15 protein-coding genes are annotated in these 20,394 nt (G+C 44.4%); 10 read left to right on the top strand and 5 right to left on the bottom strand.

Annotated elements, in window-relative coordinates; translation table 11 throughout:
- The first annotated feature begins 184 nt into the window (after positions 1–184).
- Positions 185–2,089 (top strand): propionyl-CoA synthetase, encoded by a 1,905-nt coding sequence (locus tag ACXAGK_RS08685; RefSeq protein WP_474855688.1) that lies wholly within the window; start codon positions 185–187, stop codon positions 2,087–2,089.
- A gap of 204 nt (positions 2,090–2,293) precedes the next feature.
- Here the strand turns inward: ACXAGK_RS08685 and ACXAGK_RS08690 are convergent, their stop codons facing one another.
- Positions 2,294–2,989, bottom strand: a complete 696-nt coding sequence (locus ACXAGK_RS08690) for a cytochrome b/b6 domain-containing protein (RefSeq protein WP_474856393.1) — start codon at positions 2,987–2,989, stop codon at positions 2,294–2,296.
- Between the two features lie 392 nt (positions 2,990–3,381).
- On the opposite strand from ACXAGK_RS08690, the gene dapB reads away from it, so the two are divergent.
- The 7 genes from dapB (at position 3,382) to ACXAGK_RS08725 (ending at position 12,580) form a co-directional block, all read left to right on the top strand.
- Positions 3,382–4,185 carry a 4-hydroxy-tetrahydrodipicolinate reductase gene (gene dapB, locus ACXAGK_RS08695; protein WP_474807675.1) on the top strand — a complete coding sequence of 268 codons (804 nt, stop codon included), beginning with the start codon at positions 3,382–3,384 and terminating at the stop codon, positions 4,183–4,185.
- A gap of 372 nt (positions 4,186–4,557) precedes the next feature.
- Complete coding sequence (gene carA, locus ACXAGK_RS08700; protein ID WP_474855690.1) at positions 4,558–5,688, top strand: glutamine-hydrolyzing carbamoyl-phosphate synthase small subunit; 1,131 nt, start codon at positions 4,558–4,560, stop codon at positions 5,686–5,688.
- 13 nt (positions 5,689–5,701) lie between these two features.
- Complete coding sequence (gene carB, locus ACXAGK_RS08705; protein WP_474855692.1) at positions 5,702–8,923, top strand: carbamoyl-phosphate synthase large subunit; 3,222 nt, start codon at positions 5,702–5,704, stop codon at positions 8,921–8,923.
- 117 nt (positions 8,924–9,040) lie between these two features.
- Positions 9,041–9,517 carry a transcription elongation factor GreA gene (greA, locus tag ACXAGK_RS08710; RefSeq protein WP_025254739.1) on the top strand — a complete coding sequence of 159 codons (477 nt, stop codon included), beginning with the start codon at positions 9,041–9,043 and terminating at the stop codon, positions 9,515–9,517.
- 163 nt (positions 9,518–9,680) lie between these two features.
- Positions 9,681–11,531: a hypothetical protein gene (locus ACXAGK_RS08715; RefSeq protein ID WP_474855694.1), complete on the top strand. Its 1,851-nt coding sequence runs from the start codon at positions 9,681–9,683 to the stop codon at positions 11,529–11,531.
- 10 nt (positions 11,532–11,541) lie between these two features.
- Complete coding sequence (locus ACXAGK_RS08720) at positions 11,542–12,081, top strand: NUDIX domain-containing protein (protein WP_474855696.1); 540 nt, start codon at positions 11,542–11,544, stop codon at positions 12,079–12,081.
- Between the two features lie 91 nt (positions 12,082–12,172).
- Entirely contained in the window at positions 12,173–12,580 is a 408-nt protein-coding gene (locus tag ACXAGK_RS08725) for a DUF3224 domain-containing protein (RefSeq protein ID WP_474855697.1), read from the top strand.
- A gap of 111 nt (positions 12,581–12,691) precedes the next feature.
- Here ACXAGK_RS08725 and ACXAGK_RS08730 read toward each other — a convergent pair whose 3' ends face one another.
- Positions 12,692–13,141 carry an Hsp20 family protein gene (locus ACXAGK_RS08730; RefSeq protein ID WP_474855699.1) on the bottom strand — a complete coding sequence of 150 codons (450 nt, stop codon included), beginning with the start codon at positions 13,139–13,141 and terminating at the stop codon, positions 12,692–12,694.
- 389 nt (positions 13,142–13,530) lie between these two features.
- Here ACXAGK_RS08730 and ACXAGK_RS08735 point away from each other — a divergent pair, with 389 nt between their 5' ends.
- Both ACXAGK_RS08735 and pta read left to right on the top strand, forming a co-directional pair.
- Complete coding sequence (locus ACXAGK_RS08735; protein ID WP_474855701.1) at positions 13,531–14,712, top strand: acetate kinase; 1,182 nt, start codon at positions 13,531–13,533, stop codon at positions 14,710–14,712.
- 51 nt (positions 14,713–14,763) lie between these two features.
- On the top strand, positions 14,764–16,905 hold the full coding sequence (gene pta / locus ACXAGK_RS08740; protein ID WP_474855702.1) for a phosphate acetyltransferase: 2,142 nt from the start codon (positions 14,764–14,766) through the stop codon (positions 16,903–16,905).
- A 61-nt stretch (positions 16,906–16,966) separates the two neighbouring features.
- On the opposite strand, the gene ACXAGK_RS08745 is transcribed toward pta, so the two are convergent.
- The 3 genes from ACXAGK_RS08745 to corC form a co-directional block, all read right to left on the bottom strand.
- The gene (locus tag ACXAGK_RS08745) at positions 16,967–17,692 is read right to left on the bottom strand and encodes an NYN domain-containing protein (RefSeq protein WP_474855704.1); all 726 of its coding nucleotides are present in this window, start codon (positions 17,690–17,692) and stop codon (positions 16,967–16,969) included.
- A 140-nt stretch (positions 17,693–17,832) separates the two neighbouring features.
- Positions 17,833–19,338, bottom strand: coding sequence for an apolipoprotein N-acyltransferase (lnt, locus tag ACXAGK_RS08750; RefSeq protein WP_474855706.1), 1,506 nt, complete (start codon positions 19,336–19,338; stop codon positions 17,833–17,835).
- A gap of 103 nt (positions 19,339–19,441) precedes the next feature.
- A complete protein-coding gene (corC, locus tag ACXAGK_RS08755) occupies positions 19,442–20,299 on the bottom strand; it encodes a CNNM family magnesium/cobalt transport protein CorC (RefSeq protein WP_269916243.1) in 858 nt (285 codons plus the stop codon).
- Positions 20,300–20,394: the final 95 nt, after the last annotated feature.

The following is a 20,394-nucleotide window of genomic DNA, read 5'->3' on the forward strand; positions in this document are numbered from 1 at the left end:
GTCTAACACGTTTAGATCGATACTTGCTTGATTACTCAATCAAAGTTTTATACGACATTATAAATGTTTCTTTAAGTTTAAATTAATGTAAATCAAATTGTTAGCTGGCCTACGCCATAAGTCTTATAAGTAGGTTTGATTGAACTGAAGTAGGGTAAGCATAAACCCTAATCAGGACATGGATATGACTTATAAGAATGAATACATTGCCTCTACTCAACATCCAGATAATTTTTGGTTGAAACAAGCTCGCAAAATAGCGTGGTTTCAACCGCCAGAGAAGGGATGCCAAAAAACAGATAGTGGTTACTATGACTGGTTTAGAGGAGGGCAGCTCAACACCAGTTACCTAGCGCTGGACCATCACGTTAACAATGGCCGTGGTGATAAAACCGCACTTATCTACGACTCACCTGTTACTCAAACTACCCAGCACTTTACCTACAACGAACTACTTGCTGACGTTGCACAGTTTGCTGGGGGCTTGTCTCGCCTAGGTGTTAAGAAAGGCGATCGCGTTATTATCTATATGCCAATGATCCCTCAGGCGGCAGTCGCAATGCTTGCATGTGCTCGATTAGGGGCGGTGCATTCTGTGGTATTTGGCGGTTTTGCAGCGAATGAGCTTGCTGTACGAATAGATGATGCGAAGCCAGTGGCTATTGTTACAGCGTCCTGCGGCATAGAAGGCAGTAAAGTTCTACCCTATAAGCCTCTTGTAGATGAAGCGATAAATATATCAGAGCACAAGCCTACGGCATGCATATTGTTTCAGCGAGAACAGTTAACTGCAGAGCTTAACAAAGAAACTGATTACGACTGGCATACTCTGGTTGAAAATAGCGAGCCTGCCTCTCCCGTCGCCGTTGACGCAACTGACCCTCTTTACATTCTTTATACTTCAGGCACAACTGGTAAGCCTAAAGGTGTGGTTCGAGATAACGGTGGTCATGCGGTCGCATTACACTACTCAATGGGCGCCGTATACGATACCAGTGAAGACGACGTATTCTGGGCTGCATCGGATGTCGGTTGGGTCGTCGGCCACTCTTATATCGTCTATGCACCGCTTATAAAGGGTGCAACCACTGTATTGTACGAAGGTAAGCCCGTTGGTACGCCAGATGCCGGTGCGTTTTGGCGCATGATAGAAACTCATAAGGTGAATGTACTTTTTGCTGCACCCACTGCGTTTCGAGCAATTAGAAAAGCCGACCCAGAAGGCACGTTTTTATCCAAATACGACACATCGAGTTTACGTACCTTATTTATGGCGGGTGAACGGCTCGACCCGCCCACGTACTATTGGACAAGTGAAAAGGTGGGTGTACCCGTTATCGATCATTGGTGGCAAACCGAGACTGGCTGGCCTATTTGCTCGAATCCTATGGGGCTTGAACCAATGAAAACAAAACCGGGTTCGTCCAGTGTGCCAACACCAGGCTTCAACGTTAAGGTGTTAAAAGGGCCTGATGCACCTCAAGCAACAGGCGATAAGGGCGCTATTGCCATTCAATTACCACTTCCCCCAGGCTGCTTAACTACGATATGGCAAGACCACCAACGGTTTGTAGATGGCTACTTACGCGAATTTGAGGGGTACTATAGTACTGGAGACAACGGATATGTGGATGAAGAAGGGTACGTATTTATTATGGGGCGTACCGATGATGTTATTAATGTCGCCGGTCACCGCTTGTCTACCGGTGAAATGGAAGAAGTGCTTGCGGCACACCCAGATATTGCTGAGTGCAGTGTGATAGGGATTAATGATGCACTGAAAGGACAGCTACCGGTAGGGCTTGTTCTTCTAAAAGATGGTGTGAATGTGGATGAGAAAACGCTAGAGCAGGACTTGATTCAGCGAGTTCGCGATAAAATTGGCCCAGTAGCCTGTTTTAAACGAGCGATAGTCGTGAATCGTTTACCGAAAACCCGGTCTGGTAAAATACTTCGAAAACTACTGCGTCAGATTGCCGCCAACGAAACTGTCGCCGTCCCCTCAACTATTGATGATCCGTCAAGCGTAGAAGAAATAGAGTCGATAATGCGAGATAAAGGATTAGTCCGTGAACCGGCTGCCATATGATGTCACAGCAAGCGTCAAAAAGGCGTGAGGGCTATAAGCGAGAATGCTAAAGAAGACAAAGCGGAGAACGTTAAACGCAGTTTCCAATGGTATTTTCTTTCATAAATAAAGGGGCTTTTGCCCCTTTATGGTTTTAAATGGCGCGCTCGTTTTAGACTACCATTCGTTAAGCTATTAATGCGTGACCTAAGGTTGTCGTGCAGCTCAATAGTAATATTCGTTTACTTGTGGCTCTGGTGGATAGACTTCAATTGCCACATAAACGAAGGCCGCAGCAATAATCGCCACAACAAGTGCGCGTAACAGACGAGAGTCCGCGATACCTGCAGTTTTTGATTCATTTATCGAGTCTTTACTACCGTGCACCATGGCGGGAACCAATTTTTGCTTTTTATATAGGCTGTAAAAAATAACTGCGCCTATATGCAATGCAATGACATAAAGTAATGCATCAAACGCAAGGTGGTGCAGAGTGTTCATCAAACTCAATGTTTCTTCACTGGCGAGCTGCCGATAGGGGCCATCTAAAAAAATATCATCTGTCATAAATAGCCCAGATACGGCTTGTATAGCCAACAGCACCAGCATAACAATAACAAACCAGCCGCCTAGCGGGTTGTGCCCAATAGCAGGCTCTGACTGTCTGTTAAAAAGCGTTTTTACATAGCTAAAAACCTTTTTAGGGCCAGTAACGAAGTTACTGAACCTAGCGTGTCTGGTACCAACTACTCCCCATACTAGGCGGAAAACGATAAGAAATAAGGTGAAGTACCCTATATAAAAGTGCCACTGAACTTTGTTTTCTAGCCATTCAACCGTGGCATATTGGGCCAATAGGCTCGCGACAATCAGCCAATGAAAAAGGCGGGTGGGTAGGTCCCAAACAAGGGTTTTCTGCATCGTCATTTTATTTCACGCTTTGTGGAGGTCTGTTTAGCTTAAGTACACATCAAAAAGTGTTTAGAAAGTTGAATAGACCTAGGTCATTAAATCTAAGCCATAGCGTCGCCCAATTTGCCGGTTAACACAAGAAAGCCCAACTACATAATATTAGGTTTTATCTTAAAAGCTATCGAGCAATGTCTTGCAGATAATTAGCCTATTGCTGACCAGATGAAGTTTGAACCAATATTTTCGTACATTGTATTTCGAGTAAATTAGTTAAGCGAAAGGGGAGTGGGCGCGATTGGTTTCTAATTATGCGTATTTAATATGAATCTCACATTGCAATAGTACCTGCATTTGGCAAAATGCCTGATAGTTGAAGGTTAATAAAAGTGTAAAGCTATAAAATGAAAGTAGGATTATTTGGCGCCAACGGGCGTATGGGGCGCGTATTAGTCGAAGCGTTGGATTTAAGTGAAAATGCTGAGCTTAGCGTTGCTACAGTACGCGATGATTCGCCTTGGGTTGGCCTAAACGTAGGTGAGCTGGCTGGTATTGGTAAAAAAGACGTCGATTGCACTGCGCTTTCGAATTTGAGCGGCAACGACGCCGATGTGATGATTGACTTTACTTTGCCATCAGTGATTGAAAGTAATTTGGCGTGGTGCGTAAAAAACAAAATGCCTGTTGTAATCGGTACTACCGGTTTGAACGATGCACAATTAGCAGCTTTAGATGAAGCGGCAAAGCACATTCCTATTGTTTTCGCTGCTAATTATAGTGTGGGCGTAAACTTAATGCTTTCGTTAGTTCGTCAAGCGGCCAGCGTATTAGGTGAAACGGCAGATATCGAAATTACCGAAGCTCACCACAGATTTAAACAAGATGCGCCTTCAGGCACAGCTATGGCTATTGGTGAAGCTATTGCCGATGAACTAGGTCGTGACCTCAAAACGTGTGCTGTATACGGCAGAGAAGGAAAAGAGCCTGAACGCGATCAAGGTACAATAGGCTTTGCAACAGTGCGGGCCGGAGATATCGTTGGCGAGCATACGGCATTATTCGCGGATATTGGTGAACGTTTAGAAATTACGCATAAAGCATCAAGCCGACTTACTTTTGCAAAAGGTGCTGTGCATGCTGCAAAGTGGTTGTATGGAAAACAACCTGGTCTATACTCCATGGTTGACGTTCTGGATTTAAAGCTATAAGCGTTAATTAAGGCTGTTGTGAAACCCTTTGGGTTTACGCAAACTTTAAGACGTGATTAAAGTGTTAAACTAAGGTTGCACTTTTAATGAGCAATAAGCCGCACTTTCGGTGGTTCTGCGCAAAAAAGGTGGTAAAAGCGTTATTTTAATAAATTATTACAAATAAATTTGCCATTTTCGGTCAGTGATGTATACTCGCCGGAATTTGCCAGAATTTCGTATTCTGAAGCCGCCAAAACGGCTGAAGAGTGCGGTTTTATTAGCTGCAAAGATCGTAAAACGGGATGTATTGTTATCAATAACTCCCGTTTTTTGTGGGGTTTGTGCAAAAAACTGCACAAACACATAGTTATCCTTAATCTGGAGGTTGACTTGGCTAATTCTGCCCTTTTGGTGTTAGAGGATGGTTCTGTTTTTAAAGGTACGGCGATAGGCGCTACAGGCTCCGCCGTTGGGGAAGTTGTTTTTAATACTTCCATGACCGGCTATCAAGAAATTCTCACCGACCCATCCTACGCTGAACAACTCATCACCCTTACTTATCCACACATTGGCAACACCGGCACTAACGAAGAAGACGTCGAAGCAGATACAATCTGGTCGAAAGGTCTAATCATCCGTGACCTACCTCTTGTTGCTAGTAACTTTCGTCAACAGCAAACTTTGTCTGAATACCTTAAAGCGAAAGGCGTTGTGGGTATTGCCGACATTGATACACGTCGCTTAACGCGTATCTTGCGAGACAAAGGTGCACAAAATGGCTGCATTATTTGCTCTGATGAATTAGACGAGTCTAGCGCACTAGCGCAAGCAAAAGATTTCCCTGGCCTTAAAGGCATGGATTTGGCAAAAGTAGTGAGCATCACTGAGCCAAAAACATGGACGGAAGGCAGCTGGGTACTTGGCAAAGGCTACGTAACACCAAATGAGTTCAAATATCATGTTGTAGCTTACGACTACGGTGTTAAAAACAACATTCTTCGCATGCTAGCTGACCGTGGTTGTAAAGTAACCCTGGTTCCGGCGCAAACGCCTGCAGAAGATGTGCTTGCTATGAATCCTGACGGTGTATTTTTGTCAAATGGCCCGGGCGACCCAGAGCCATGCGATTATGCAGTAACTGCAATTAAAACTATCGTCGATACCGGTACGCCAGTATTTGGTATTTGTCTTGGTCATCAGCTGCTTGCTATCGCAAGTGGTGCAAAGACAGTGAAGATGAAATTCGGTCACCACGGGGCAAACCACCCGGTTAAAGACCTTAAGCGCAATGTAGTTATGATCACTAGCCAAAACCACGGTTTTGCTGTTGATGAGTCTAGCTTGCCAGATAACCTAGAAGTAACTCACATTTCGTTGTTCGACAAGTCGTTGCAGGGCATTCATCGCACCGACAAGCCTGCGTTTAGCTTCCAGGGGCACCCTGAAGCCAGTCCAGGTCCTCATGAAGCGGCGCCGTTATTCGACCACTTCATCGAACTTATTGAACAACACAAGCAGTAGGAATTAGCCAACTATGCCAAAACGTACCGACATAAAAAGTATTCTTATCATTGGTGCTGGCCCTATTGTTATTGGCCAGGCTTGTGAATTCGACTATTCAGGCGCGCAAGCGTGTAAAGCCCTTCGCGAAGAAGGCTACCGTGTTATTTTGGTTAACTCTAACCCAGCAACCATCATGACCGACCCAGAAATGGCAGATGCAACTTACATCGAGCCTATCCACTGGGAAGTGGTTCGCAAGATCATCGAAAAAGAGCGTCCAGATGCTGTACTGCCAACTATGGGTGGTCAAACCGCACTTAACTGTGCGCTAGAGCTTGATAAGCACGGCGTGCTTGAAGAGTTCGGCTGCGAGCTTATTGGTGCCACGGCAGACGCTATTGATAAAGCAGAAAACCGCGAGCGCTTTGACAAAGCAATGAAAAACATCGGCCTTGAATGTCCACGTGCGGAAATCGCGCACAGCATGGATGAAGCGCACGATGTACTAAGCCGAATCGGCTTTCCTTGTATTATTCGTCCGTCTTTCACCATGGGCGGAACAGGTGGTGGTATCGCGTACAACATTGACGAGTTCAATGAAATTTGTCATCGCGGCTTAGACCTTTCTCCTACTAACGAGCTTCTTATCGATGAATCCTTGTTAGGCTGGAAAGAGTACGAAATGGAAGTAGTACGCGACAAAGCGGACAACTGCATCATCGTATGTACTATCGAAAACTTCGACCCTATGGGCGTGCACACCGGCGACTCAATCACAGTTGCTCCAGCGCAAACCCTAACCGATAAAGAATTCCAGCTAATGCGTAATGCCGCTATGGCTGTACTGCGTGAGATTGGCGTTGAAACTGGTGGTTCAAACGTACAGTTCGGTGTAGACCCGAAAACAGGTCGTGTAGTTATCATCGAAATGAATCCTCGCGTATCGCGTTCATCTGCGCTTGCTTCTAAAGCAACGGGCTTCCCGATTGCGAAAGTAGCGGCAAAACTTGCGGTAGGTTATACGTTAGACGAACTGGCTAACGACATCACCGGCGGCCTAACGCCAGCGTCGTTCGAGCCATCTATTGACTACGTAGTAACTAAGATCCCACGCTTCAATTTTGAAAAGTTTGCCGGTGCTAACGACCGTCTAACTACCCAGATGAAGTCGGTAGGTGAGGTAATGGCTATTGGTCGTAACCAGCAGGAATCGCTTCAAAAAGCCCTTCGTGGTCTTGAGGTAGGCGCTTCAGGTTTGAACCCTATGGTTGACCTTGAAGACCCTGAATCACGAAATAAAGTGGTTTACGAACTTCGTCAACCTGGCGCAGAGCGTATTTGGTACATCGGTGATGCATTCCGCATGGGCATGACGGTTGAAGAGGTGTTTAACCTTACTAATATCGACCGCTGGTACCTTGTGCAGCTTGAAGATCTGATTCTTCTTGAAGCAAAAGTAGCCGAGCTTGGTTTGCCAGGTATTGACGCTGACTTTATGCGTGCACTTAAGCGTAAAGGTTTCTCAGATGCGCGTCTTGCTGAACTAACCAAGGTGGCCGAAAGCGACATTCGTGAAACCCGTCGCGGTTTTGGTATTTCTCCTGTCTACAAGCGTGTAGATACTTGTGCAGCAGAATTCTCTACCAGCACGGCTTACATGTACTCAACGTATGACGAAGAGTGTGAAGCAGCGCCAACGGACAAAGAAAAGATCATGGTATTGGGCGGCGGTCCAAACCGTATTGGTCAAGGTATCGAGTTCGATTACTGCTGTGTTCACGCGGCGCTTTCAATGCGCGAAGACGGTTACGAGACCATTATGGTTAACTGTAACCCTGAAACGGTTTCAACCGACTACGACACGTCTGATCGCTTGTATTTCGAGCCAGTAACTTTGGAAGATGTACTTGAAATCGTTGCTAAAGAGCAGCCAAAAGGCGTTATCGTGCAGTATGGCGGTCAAACGCCACTTAAACTTGCTCGTGCTTTAGAGGCGGCTGGCGTACCGGTAATCGGCACCTCACCAGAAGCCATTGACCGTGCTGAAGACCGTGAGCGTTTCCAGCAAATGGTGAACAAGCTTAATCTTAAGCAGCCGGCGAATGCTACAGTAACTAACGTCGAGCAAGCGCTAACTATGGCCGAAGAGATTGGCTTCCCGCTGGTTGTTCGTCCAAGCTACGTGCTGGGTGGTCGAGCGATGGAAATCGTTTACGACATCAAAGACCTTAAGCGTTACCTAAACGAAGCGGTTAAAGTGTCTAACGACGCACCAGTATTGTTAGACCGTTTCCTAGACGACGCTATTGAAGTTGATATCGACGCTATCTGCGATGGCAAAGAGGTTGTAATTGGCGGCATCATGGAACACATCGAGCAGGCCGGGGTCCACTCAGGTGACTCAGCATGTTCACTGCCTCCGCACTCGCTACCAAAAGACATTCAGGACGTTATGCGCGAGCAAGTAAAAGCGATGGCGCTTGAGCTTGGCGTAGTCGGTCTAATGAATACACAGTTTGCGATTAAAGACGGTGAAGTGTACCTAATCGAGGTTAACCCTCGTGCAGCACGTACCGTGCCGTTTGTATCGAAAGCGACGGGTGTACCTCTTGCAAAAGTTGCAGCACGTGCCATGGCTGGCGTTAGCCTAGCCGAGCAGGGCGTAACAGAAGAAGTGATTCCACCTTTCTACTCTGTGAAAGAAGTGGTGCTTCCTTTTGCTAAGTTCCAAGGCGTTGACCCACTGTTAGGCCCAGAAATGCGTTCTACAGGTGAAGTAATGGGTGTTGGTGATACCTTCGAAGAGGCATATGCAAAAGCTAACTTGGGTGCAGGTGCACCATTGCCTAAGCAAGGTAAAGCGCTTATTTCAGTACGTGATACCGACAAGCCTCGTATGATTGCACTGGCAAAAGCGTTGGTAGAAGCTGGCTTTAGCATTGAAGCTACCCGCGGTACCGCTACTGAGCTTTATGATGCAGGCATCATGAGTACTGTAGTGAACAAAATGTCCGAAGGTCGTCCTAACATTGTTGATGCTATCAAGAACGGCGAATACGCTTACTTGATTAACACAACAGAAGGTCGTCAAGCCATCACAGATTCAGTATACATTCGTCGTGAAGCCTTGGTGAATAAGGTGACTTACACCACGACAATGAACGCTGCGTTTGCAACTATCCGTGCTAAGTCTGCAGATGACCGCAATAAAGTGGCATCAGTTCAAGAACTACACGCTAGACTCAAACACTAATGACATACGCTAGGATACGAGGTATCCTAGCAATATTACATTTGTGTGAACCAATTAAAAGTGCGCCTTTGCGGCGCACTTTTCTGTTTAAATTACTAGCTAAGTGAGACGGTATTCATGAGTCAGTATCCAATGACAGCGCGCGGCGCTCAAATGCTGCGTGACGAATTAAATGAGCTTAAAACAAAAACACGCCCACGTATTATCGAGTCTATTGCCGAAGCACGTGAGCACGGTGATTTGAAAGAAAACGCTGAATATCACGCTGCCCGTGAACAGCAAAGCTTCTGTGAAGGTCGTATTCAAGATATCGAAGGCAAGCTTTCAAATGCTCAGATTATTGACGTAACTAAAATGGAAAATACCGGTAAAGTTATTTTCGGCACTACGGTTACCATTTTAAACGTTGATACCGATGAAGAAACAACGTACCGCATTGTTGGCGATGATGAAGCTGATATTAAGAACAACTTAATTTCAGTTAATTCGCCTATCGCTCGCGGTCTTATCGGTAAAGAGCTTGATGATACGGTAACTATTCAAACGCCAGCTGGTGCTGTTGAAGTTGAAATCATCGAAGTTGAGTATATTTAATTGCTATCGGTCAGTGGCGCAATGCCACTGACCTCCCGTTACAATTTCGTTTTAAACATTCAACATCCTTTCCTTTCTCTTTTTGTTTGTAAATTTTTAACAGAATCATTGCTCTACGTACTTTCTCTCAAGTATTATTTTTCCTTTTTCGAAAGGATGCATCATGGCTTATGATTTTGGTTCTCAAACGCTAGGGATAAAGAACCCGTTTAAGACAGAAGGAACGCTTAGAACACTTGGTGGTGTGTTGACGCTATTGCTAGCGGTTTACGTTGTGTTCTCAGTGCCTGCAATATTTGAAGCTAATAAGGTAAAAGGATATACCCTGTTAGCGGTAGGCTTCATTTTAGTGGTATCGGGAATACGACACACGGCAGTTGGTATCCTTCAACTGATGCGTTTTTTCGTGGGAAGAACGGTTCCCACATCTTTGGCGTATAACTTTTCAAAATCTGAACAAGATGCTGCCCAAGCAGAAAAAAAATCACTACTTTACTCAAAAGAGTCACTGCACTCTATGCTTATGGGTAGAAGGAATACGACATTTGAAGAGCCAAAAGGCTGGCTCGCTCGGTTAGTTCACAGTATTTTCCCTAAGCTAGTTTTCTTACCTTACCCATTACGCCATCTTGCCCAAGAAATTCTCGCTATGGGAGCAACGCTTATCGTGGGCTTGGTCACCTACGCTATCGTTTATTTTCTTGTAAGTAATGGATTTGCTGGCGAAGTAGCAAAAATTGTCGTTATGCCCATTCTTTCTTTGATACTGCTTATCTATTTTGTTGCCAATTGGACATCCACTGCAAAAGGGATCCATAACGAAGGAAACTCTCAACTTGTTAAAGCCGGTGGGCTTTCCATTGGTGTTATCATCGGCTTGGCGTTAGTTGTTCCCCTTGGAGCAGGTGTGTTTCTTGACGGTATTGTTGGCAACAATATTAACGAGCTTCAACGCTGGTCAGAAGAACACTCCTTTTTTAGCGCATGGCTAAATTTTGTTTATCTATTTATTAGTATTGGTGTGGTAATAGGTTTGGTTTTTCCATTACTTAAAAAGCGCATGGATTTAGTCACCCCTCAAACCGAAGTCAGTGAATTCAGAGCAAATATGCAGGAATCTGTTCACCCCAACGAGATCTTCATTAATATTGAAAATATTGTTCTGGCTAATCGCCGATACAAAGAAGTGCCAAACAGAATATATGCCGACTTTGTGCCTAAACTTAAAGAGCAAGCAGAAGGAAAAGGCAGTTTCGAAGGAGAGTTGTTGATTGAAACTCAGCCAACCCTAAGTGAAGGTTTGGCCTTACCTAAAAGTGCGAAAGTCGCGTTAAGTGCTATGGCGCAAGTCGCAGTTGTTGTTGCCGCGGTGTTGTTTTACGCATCGGGTGTGCAACTTGCCGAGTTGCTCCATCTGATTATCAATATTGGTGTAGACGACAGCGCATTACTTAATAATGCATTTTCGATGGTAAACAATTTGCTCATGCTTGTTTTTGCATGGCTTACTTTTAGAGCAGCAGGTAGTATTTTAAATAACGCCTCTCACATGTTTTGGGGTGAGTTAAATTTTAATTCTTTGCTCATGTACATGAAAACGGAAGGGACTTATACCGAATCGAGAGTATCGACAGGCATGGCCATTCACGATTCTACGCGTTCTGAAAATGTAGTAGTAAGAAGCAGTATTACCCCTTGGATCATTACTAGCCGAATTAACACATCGATATTTGCCACTAGTGGTATGAATAACTTGGAAGCACCGCGTTTTGTCATGGGAATGAATAAAAATGATGGCGAATTAACCGAAATCGTTGACGAAATAAAAGCGTTCTTGCGCGGCAGAGAAACCATTGCTTCTATTACGAACGAATCGGATTTAGCCAATGCGAGTACCATTCACCAAGTTAATCAGCAGACTCGGGCATTCAATCAAAACTCAGATGAACGTTTAACACTTAAGGAAAACGAAGAAAGCGCTGGTTTCCTTAGGAACGAGAAAGACAGTGAATAAGGGGGGGAGCATGTCAGAGATTAAAACGCTAGATACAAAAGTTGTCTACGAAAACAAATGGCTTCGCGTAAGAGAGGATAAGATACGTCGAAGTAGCGGAAATGAAGGTATATATGGTGTGGTGGAAAAGCCGGACTTTGCCATTATTTTACCGATTGAAGGCGATACGGTTTATATGGTTGAGCAATACCGCTATACCATTAAAGAACGGCAGCTTGAACTTCCCCAAGGCGCTTGGGAGAGCAACCCTGACGCCGACCCTGTCGAGCTTGCAAAAGGTGAGCTTAGGGAAGAGACAGGCTTAAGTGCTGAGTCAATGGAGTATGTTGGCTTCCAATATCTTGCATACGGCTTTTGCAATCAGGGGTACCATATTTACGTGGCTAAAGGGTTGACCCAAGGCGAACAAAAACTAGATATTGAAGAAGAAGATTTACAGGTTGTTCCGCTTTCCTTAACTGCCTTAAAGGAAAAAATCATCAATGGAGAGATAAAGGACGCAAGTACCTGTAACGCTGTGGGCTTAGCCATGCTCAAAGGGTTTATTTAAACGCGCTGTTACAATTCTTAGGTTGTCTTTTTTCTGCATAAGAGGTTAGGGTAGGTGAATCTACTATAACGTTAATATAAAAGAGATATTCATGACAATTGAAGGAAGCTTCTCCATTACGCGATGGGACGAAGACACGCTGAGTGAAAGAGCAGAGGGAATTAAGGTATCTCAGGCCAGCATCAAACAGGTCTATTCAGGTGATATGAGTGGCGAGTCTAACGTTGAGTTTTTGATGTCTTATCAATCGCAGATGTCCGCCAAATTTACTGGGTTCGAAACCTTTGTCGGTGTTATCAACGGGTTGCGTGGCACCGTTACTTTTCAGCACAACGGTAAGTTTGAACACGGTGTTGCTAGTAGCGATTTCGAATCTATTAAAGATTCTGCAACCGGAGAACTCACGGGCAAGGCCTTACAAGGCAGCTTTAAGTCTGGCGAGTCAGGTAAAGCTGATTACACGCTTGAAGTAAACGATGCCGAAACTGTTAATGGTTGAAGCTAAAACAAAATAAGCTAGCAATAGTCTTATCTGCAGCTTATAAAAGCAAAAAAAAACGGCGCCGTAAGGCGCCGCTAAAAGTTGGGAAACAAACCAAGAAACTATTTATTAACTTTCAAGTAAACGAGAACCAATTTCTATTTGGCGAGGCTTCTTGGCTTCAGGTATGACTCGCTCCATATCGATGTGTAATAGACCATTTTCCATATCTGCAGCCAACACTTTCACATGATCGCCGAGCTGGAATTTACGCTCAAAGTTACGCTCTGAGATGCCTTTATGTAAGAACTTACGTTCGTTACTTTCTTTATTTTCCGCTTCCGTTTTCTTGGTTCCAGTAATGGTCAATGTATTCTCTTCAACCTGAATTGATACATCGTCTTTGCTAAAACCAGCAATCGCCATGGTTACTCTATACTTGTCATCACCAAGCAGTTCGATGTTGTACGGCGGATAGGTGCTTTGCTTCTCTGCACGAGATGCCGCATCAATAAGAGATGCTAGGTGATCAGAACCAATGAATGAACGGTAAAGTGGAGATAGATCGATAGTACGCATAGTCATATCCTCAATATTAAGCAATATGTTTAAAATTTAAATGCCCCGACTCTGCGGCGGCGGTTTCGTCGACCTGACTCTTCAGCGCCGACAAATCATATATAGGAATCGCCCAAACACTTTTCAAGAAAAAAAGTTGATTTTTTTAGAAAATAATCGAAATTAATTTATAAGTCGCTGAAATTTGATGACTTTTATAAGGGTGAAATTATTCTGAATAAGAGTGGGACGCCGTAAGTTAGCAAAAGTTTGCCTTAAAACCCTATATAAAATAGGTGTATGCGATAATTTTTATAAAACATTTAGCATTTGTTTAACCCCTCTAATTGTTTAGAAATGCTACAATTGGTTAAACAGAATGTCTTACCACTTTAATTGAAATTACGAAAATGAAAAAAGAAGTTATTGTTTTGAACTGTGGCAGCTCTTCAGTAAAGTTTGCCATTATCGACGCTGATACTGGCGAAGCGGGTCTCTCTGGTATTGCTGAAGCGTTGGGCAATAGTGATGCAAGTTTATCTTTTAAGCTAAAGGGTAAAAAAGAGAAGCAGGCATTGTCAGCAAAAGCAGGGCATACCGAGGCGCTTAACGCTATCTCTGAAATTATTGCAAGCACAGGCGTGCAGCCTATTGCCATTGGTCACCGTGTCGTACACGGGGGCGAAAAGTTTAAAGGTGCAGCCCTTGTAGATGATAGCGTGCTCGAAGCAATCGAAGATTATGCGAGCATGGCACCGCTTCACAATATGGCTAATCTAAAAGGCATTGTGACCGCTCAAGCTGCGTATCCAGATTTGCCTCACGTCGTGGTATTCGATACTTCATTTTTTCAAACACTTCCTAAAAAAGCCTTTATCTATGCTTTACCGATGTCGCTTTATCGTGATCATGGTATTAGACGTTATGGCTTTCACGGAACCAGCCATAAATTCATTCTTGATAGCATGGCGAAAATTCTTGAAAAACCAGTTTCAGACACAAGCATAATCAGTGCGCATTTAGGCAACGGCTGTAGCGTGTCAGCTATCGAAAAAGGGCAGGCGGTAGACACCAGCCTTGGTTTCATTCCTTTAGAAGGCTTAGTTATGGGCACGCGCTGTGGTGATTTAGATCCTAGCTTGCCGGGTACGCTACAGAAAAAGCTTGGTAAAACCGCAGACGAAATTAGCGACCTGTTAAACAAACAGTCAGGACTGCTAGGTATTTCAGAGCTGAGCAACGACTGCAGAACCCTTGAGGATGCAGCGCTAGAAGGTCATGAAGGTGCACTGTTGGCAATTGAAATTTTCTGCTATCGCTTGGCTAAATACATTGCGGGCTACATGGTAGCTGTGCCAACGTTAGATGCCATTGTCTTTACGGGCGGTATTGGAGAAAACTCATCGCTAATTCGAGAGACCACAATGGGATATTTCACTCACTTTGGTATTAGCCTTGATGAGCAGAGAAATACTGATGCGCGATTTGGGCAAGGTGGAAAAATATCTACTGATACAGCATCAACCTCTGTTTATGTCGTACCTACTAATGAAGAATGGGTAATTGCAGCTGAAGCTGCGACCTTCGCGTAAATTCAAACTAGCAAAGCCAGCGCTCGGACGTTGGCAATAGCAGGAGTAACTATGTCTCGCAGAATTATGTTGATCCCCGTGGGCACGAGTGTGGGCCTAACTACGGTCAGCATGGGTCTTGTTCGCGCAATAGAAGAACAAGGTATAAAGCTTAATTTTTTCAAGCCGGTGGCACAGCCTAGAAAGGGCGACAATGGAGAAGAGCGCTCTACGGCAATTATTGCCCATCATGCTAGCGTATCACCAATCGAACCGTTCGAACTTGAGTACGTTGAGCGCATGATCAGCACAGACAATACTGATGAGCTGTTAGAAGAAATTATTGAACGATTTGAAGAAAAGAGCGTTCAAGAAGCGGTAACCGTGATAGAAGGGCTAGTGACCACGCGTCATCACCCCTACGCGGAGCGTTTAAACCTTGAAATCAGCCGTGCTCTTGATGCCGATATTGTTTTTGTGGCCGTGCCTGGCAACGAGTCGACAACAGACATTAATCATCGCCTTGAAATCGTTGTTGATACCTATGGCGGTCATAAAAGTCAAAAAGTGGTTGGCTGTATCTTTAACAAGGTTAATGCGCCTTTTGATGAACATGGTCGCCTTCGCGCTGATATTGGTGCAATAGAAGCGCCAGAGCACGACGAAGAGCGTACGCAGGCATTACGTGACTTGCCTATTTTCAAAAAGGGTTTAAGCCTTCTTGGTACGGTTGATTGGAGCGCAGACTTAGTGTCTCCTCGCGCTACCGATGTGGCAAAGCACCTAAATGCAACCTTGCTCAACGAAGGCGAGTTGGCAGAACGCAGATTAAGCAGCGTTACTTTCTGCGCGCGCGAGATTCACAATATGACGCATACCTTAAAGCCGGGTGCGTTACTTGTGATGTCAGGCGATCGCGGTGATGTATTTGTGTCTTGCTGTTTGGCTGCGCTAAACGGCACTAAGCTGGGCGCGCTATTACTTACAGGTGGCTATCAGCCCGATGAAAATATCATGGCGTTGTGCAGCCAAGCCATGGAAACAGGCCTGCCGGTCATGCTTGTAAATTCGAATACATGGCAAACAGCCCAAGCACTTCACGCATTCAACCAAGAAGTACCGGTTGATGATAGCCAGCGTATTGAGAAAGTGATGGTGCATACAGCGGAAAGCTTAGATGCCAGCTGGGTTAACTCACTAACGCAAAAAGTTTCTCGCCAGAAGAAGCTATCTCCATCGGCGTTCCGTTTCTACCTTACTAACCGTGCAAGACAGGTTAACAAGCGTGTTGTGCTGCCAGAAGGGAATGAGCCAAGAACCGTTGTTGCTGCATCAATCTGTGCAAAACGTGGTTTAGCACGACCTGTGCTTATTGGTGATGAAACAGAAATTCGCCGAGTAGCAGAGCAACAGGGTGTAGTATTGAGCGATGGCGTAGAAATTGTTTCTCCAAGTGAGATAAAAGATAACTATGTTGAAGGTCTAGTGGCTCTTCGCGGACACAAAGGCGTTACTGAAGTAGTTGCAAAAGAGTTATTAGAAGATAACGTGACCTTAGGCACAATGATGCTTCAGCAGGATGACGTAGACGGATTAGTATCTGGTGCAGTAAATACCACTGCGAACACTATTCGCCCAGCGCTTCAGTTAATTAAAACTGCGGAAAATGCCTCGTTAGTATCGTCAGTATTTTTCATGCTTCTGCCTGACCAAGTTTTAGTTTACGGCGACTGTGCCATTAACCCTGACCCCAATGCTCAGCAACTAGCCGACATAGCTATTCAGTCTGCGGAATCGGCGCAAATGTTTGGCATTGAACCACGGGTAGCTATGATAAGTTACAGTACTGGCTCGTCAGGTGCAGGTAGCGATGTAGAGAAAGTGCGTGAGGCAACTAAAATTGCGCAAGAACTACGCCCTGATTTACTTATCGACGGTCCGCTTCAATACGACGCTGCAGCCATTGAAAGTGTAGGTAGAAGCAAAGCTCCAAACAGCCCGGTTGCCGGTAAAGCAAACGTGTTTGTTTTCCCAGACCTAAATACGGGTAATACCACTTATAAAGCGGTACAGCGTAGCTTCGACTTAGTGTGTATTGGCCCTATGCTGCAAGGCATGAGAAAGCCAGTTAACGATTTAAGCCGCGGTGCGTTGGTGGACGATATTGTATTTACCATTGCACTTACCGCTATTCAGGCTGCGGGTAACAATTAATATATAGTTGGAGTTCGATCGAAGGTATTGGTTTACGCAGCGTCTTGTATCCAGACGCTGCTCATTTCAACTTACCAATTTGCTTTGCTTTTTTCTTGTCTCTAACCCACAACACAGAACCATTCGTTTTCTTCATTTCAAAAAGATCTATGGCTTGAAATAAATCACTCAGCTTTTTAAATCCATAATTGCGTTGATCGAAGGATGCATGGTTTGAAATGTGTGTTCCAATTGGGCCTAACATAGCCCAACCTTCATCATCTTCCACAGCTTCAACTGCTTGTCTCAACAGGTTCATTAACCTAGTGTCGCTTTTGATATTCTTCGTATCTTTTTGAATAGGAAATTCTTTCTCACTTTCTTTGTCCAAATAAAGGAAGCGAGAGCAACTATTAACAAAAGCCAAAGGTGCTTTTCTCTCGCCAAATCCTATTACAAACTTTCCATCGGCTAATGTACGGGTTACAAGTGGAGTGAAGTCACAATCTGACGATACAAGGCAAATAACGTCTATATCTTTTGTATATAATACATCCATGACATCAATGACTAGTGCCATGTCTGTCGCATTTTTGCCTTTCGTGAGATCAAATTGTTGGATGGGTTGAATTGCAAACTCGTGAAGAACATCTTCCCACGGCTTTAAATTCTGATTTTTCCAGTTTCCATATGCCTTTCTAATATTGACTACACCATAGCGTGCCAACTCAGAAAGAACTTTATCTATTTTCTGAGCAGGTGCATTATCAGCATCAATAAAAACTGCAATTTTCTCTTTGTCTCTCAAGTGTGCCTCCTTGCTACTAAACTTATTCGTATAACCCTGTATTTATAATATTACTGCGATTTATCAATCCTAACGTAGCCAACAGAAATTTTAGCCTTTCACCTTTCCTTCAGAGTAAAAGTTGTCACAGGAAAGCTACATTAGTGTTTCGATCTTTTAAGTACTATGGCAATAGCAATTAGTGCAATGACGAACAGCCAAACACCTAACTCTTGAAGATGGTAATACGGTGTAAAACCGCGCGTTGCGACAACAGGAGCTGAAATATTACCGGCCATGAATTGAGGTAGGCGGGCTGTCACTTCACCTTTGTGGTCTATAAAAGCAGTAATACCGTTATTTGTTGCCCTAACTACAGGGCGCCCCAACTCAAGGGCACGCATTTGCGCAATCTGCAAATGCTGCGCAGGACCGTGAGAATGTCCAAACCACGCATCGTTACTTACTGTAATGATCATGTCTGTATCTTCATATACGTTTGCCATAACTTGATGAGGAAACGCAATTTCAAAACAGATAGCAGGTGCTAGGTGAATGCCATTGGCTTCAAGATTAGCTTGCTGATAATCACCACGAGAGAATGACGACATAGGCAAGTCGAAAAGAGGGGCCAGGGGGCGAAGCCAGTCTTCAAAAGGCACAAACTCACCAACAGGTAATAGATGGTGTTTGGAAAAGCGGTTATTGTGGAAATATTGGTAATCAGGGTACGTAGCATCTGGCGTACGTTTACCTAGCACAATGAGATTATTCCACGCCTCGTCGGTTTCCCAGTTATAGTTAACAATGCCAGTGATAAGCGCGGTGTTTTCTTTAAAAGCTCTTTCATTAACTTTGGCAAGATAAGGTTGGGCTAAAGGCTCAAGCTTAGGAACGGCCGCTTCTGGCCAAATAATTAGGTCGTTACCCCATAGGCTTTCGGTTAGCTTCCAGTAGGTGTCCATAGTAGGGCCATCTTGCTCTGGCACCCATCGCAAGCTTTGCGCAATATTGCCCTGCGCCATGCCTACAGAATAGGTTTTTTTTGGGGTAACCCAAGTATGCTGTTTAAGCAGATAGCCACTGGTAAACAAGCATAGTGCAACCAGCACTGCGTTGGCGAAAGTTCGCTTATTGTGAATCAGTGCAAATAGGGTAGCGCTAATAACGATAAGCGCGCTTATACCTGTTTCCCCAATAATAGGCGCAAAACCAGACAGTGGACTTTCTAGCTGGCTATAGCCTAAAGATAACCACGGAAAGCCACTTAGCATCCAGCTTCGCAACCACTCGGCCACAACCCAGAAAAAAGGCAGTGCCATGGGCCACAATTGGGGAGAGAAATACTTGGCGGTGAATTTGGTGGCAAGCGCTGGGTATAGCGCCAAATATCCACAAAGTAATGCCATTAAGGCAATGGAGCCGATAAGAGGTAGCCCACCAAAGTCGGCGATACTTACGTGTACCCAGCTTATACCAGCGCCAAACCAGCCTGCACCAAATAACCACCCAGCTATAAACGGTCGATGTTTCAGCTTGATAACTTGACGTATAGCAAGTGCGAGGGCAGGTATAGTTAAAAGCCACATATTAAATGGGGCAAAAGCCAGCGTTAAACTTGCGCCGCTTAACACAAGAAGAAAATGGGGGATAAACCGTTTCAGCATAGAAGTCATCTGATGGTGGTTGATAGGTTTTGTTTTACACGGGGCAAGCGCCTAAAAATTCGCGCTACCCTGTGCTGAAATAAACGTTATTGTGACGACGTCTCTATTCCAATGAAGGCACTGAAACCTTAAGTTGAATAAGTCGGCGCTTATCAGAGTTAGTCACTTTAAACTGAACATCTCCAATGGTGATTTCATCATTGGTTTCAGGCATATGACCAAACGCTTTAAGCACAATACCACCAATGGTATCGGCTTCTTCTTCGCTAAATTTGGTTTCAAAAAACTCGTTAAAGTCATCCACTGGGGTTAACGCTTTAACCGAGTATGTCGATTTATTTAATGGGCGAATATCATCGGTACCGTCTTCTTCGGTATCGTACTCATCTTCAATTTCACCCACGATAATCTCTAGAATATCTTCGATAGTCACCAAGCCAGATACACCGCCGTATTCGTCTACAACAATGGCCATGTGATAGCGCTGCTGACGGAACTCTTTAAGTAGAACGTCTACTCGTTTGCTCTCTGGAACGATAACCGCTGGGCGAAGAATATCGCGAAGGTTAAATTCTTTTTCTGCATTGAAGGCAAAGGAAAGCAGGTCTTTTGCAAGCAAAATACCTTCGATATGGTCTTTATCTTCACTTATAACAGGAAAACGTGAGTGGGCAGATTCAAGCATCACCGGTAGAAATTCTTCTACTTTTTGCTCTACATCTATGGTGGTCATTTGAGCGCGAGGGATCATGATATCCCTCACTCGCATTTCATTTACCCCAATTACCCCTTCAATCATTTCGCGGGTTTGTGGGTCTATGATGTCGTTTTGTTCAGCATCAGTAATAACCGATACTAACTCTTCTTTACTTTTCGGCTCGCCAGAAATCGAATTTTTTAGTTTATCTAACCAACTCTTGCCTGATGAGCCGTTGGTAGAGTGAGGATTATCGTCGCTCATAATGTCCGTTTAATTGTTAGGTCAACGCCAACGTTAAAATGGTTCGTGCTGGTCGTCAATGTTTTATTGTTATTAAGTGTTAATTTACTTATATA

The organism is Alteromonas sp. ABM1_013, from assembly GCF_056160505.1.

Excerpts from the sequence above, each read along its gene's own strand:
- ACXAGK_RS08685 (WP_474855688.1), top strand. The coding sequence starts at position 185 with ATGACTTATAAGAATGAATACATTGCCTCTACTCAACATCCAGATAAT.
- ACXAGK_RS08690 (WP_474856393.1), bottom strand. The coding sequence starts at position 2,989 with ATGCAGAAAACCCTTGTTTGGGACCTACCCACCCGCCTTTTTCATTGG.
- dapB (WP_474807675.1), top strand. The coding sequence starts at position 3,382 with ATGAAAGTAGGATTATTTGGCGCCAACGGGCGTATGGGGCGCGTATTA.
- carB (WP_474855692.1), top strand. The coding sequence starts at position 5,702 with ATGCCAAAACGTACCGACATAAAAAGTATTCTTATCATTGGTGCTGGC.
- greA (WP_025254739.1), top strand. The coding sequence starts at position 9,041 with ATGAGTCAGTATCCAATGACAGCGCGCGGCGCTCAAATGCTGCGTGAC.
- ACXAGK_RS08715 (WP_474855694.1), top strand. The coding sequence starts at position 9,681 with ATGGCTTATGATTTTGGTTCTCAAACGCTAGGGATAAAGAACCCGTTT.
- ACXAGK_RS08720 (WP_474855696.1), top strand. The coding sequence starts at position 11,542 with ATGTCAGAGATTAAAACGCTAGATACAAAAGTTGTCTACGAAAACAAA.
- ACXAGK_RS08725 (WP_474855697.1), top strand. The coding sequence starts at position 12,173 with ATGACAATTGAAGGAAGCTTCTCCATTACGCGATGGGACGAAGACACG.
- ACXAGK_RS08730 (WP_474855699.1), bottom strand. The coding sequence starts at position 13,141 with ATGCGTACTATCGATCTATCTCCACTTTACCGTTCATTCATTGGTTCT.
- ACXAGK_RS08735 (WP_474855701.1), top strand. The coding sequence starts at position 13,531 with ATGAAAAAAGAAGTTATTGTTTTGAACTGTGGCAGCTCTTCAGTAAAG.
- pta (WP_474855702.1), top strand. The coding sequence starts at position 14,764 with ATGTCTCGCAGAATTATGTTGATCCCCGTGGGCACGAGTGTGGGCCTA.
- lnt (WP_474855706.1), bottom strand. The coding sequence starts at position 19,338 with ATGCTGAAACGGTTTATCCCCCATTTTCTTCTTGTGTTAAGCGGCGCA.
- corC (WP_269916243.1), bottom strand. The coding sequence starts at position 20,299 with ATGAGCGACGATAATCCTCACTCTACCAACGGCTCATCAGGCAAGAGT.